The following is a 281-nucleotide window of genomic DNA, read 5'->3' as shown; positions in this document are numbered from 1 at the left end:
TTCATTCAGACCCTCAATTCCCAAGCGATGCGGTCGCGGACGATGCGGGTCGAGGCAATCAGCGGCAGTGCCGCGACCGCGAGCGCGATGACGAGCACGGCAACGCCGATCGCCCACACCCCGCGCCGGATCAAAGATGATGGCATCTTGCCCCGTATGCTTCCATTGCCGACAAATCGCTCGACGGGTGTAGCCGAGCGCCGACGCTTTTCAAGTCTTTATGGCCCTGCAATGGCATTTGCACCCCATTGGCGCCGGCCTTTCCAACAACATCTTGCTCT

Annotated in this window: 1 protein-coding gene; it reads right to left on the bottom strand. The window is 60.5% G+C overall.

Annotated features, from left to right (window positions below; all coding sequences use genetic code 11):
* Positions 1–5: 5 nt before the first annotated feature.
* Positions 6–146: a hypothetical protein gene (locus tag EN859_RS38590; RefSeq protein ID WP_189502614.1), complete on the bottom strand. Its 141-nt coding sequence runs from the start codon at positions 144–146 to the stop codon at positions 6–8.
* Between the last annotated feature and the right edge of the window lie 135 nt (positions 147–281).

The organism is Mesorhizobium sp. M00.F.Ca.ET.216.01.1.1 (assembly GCF_004010325.2).
In the GTDB taxonomy this organism is placed as follows: domain Bacteria; phylum Pseudomonadota; class Alphaproteobacteria; order Rhizobiales; family Rhizobiaceae; genus Mesorhizobium.
The sequence above is the reverse complement of the archived record's forward strand: the minus strand, read 5'-3'. Positions and strand labels throughout refer to the sequence as shown.

Coding starts and splice junctions, on each gene's coding strand:
- EN859_RS38590 (WP_189502614.1), bottom strand. CDS start 146: ATGCCATCATCTTTGATCCGGCGCGGGGTGTGGGCGATCGGCGTTGCC.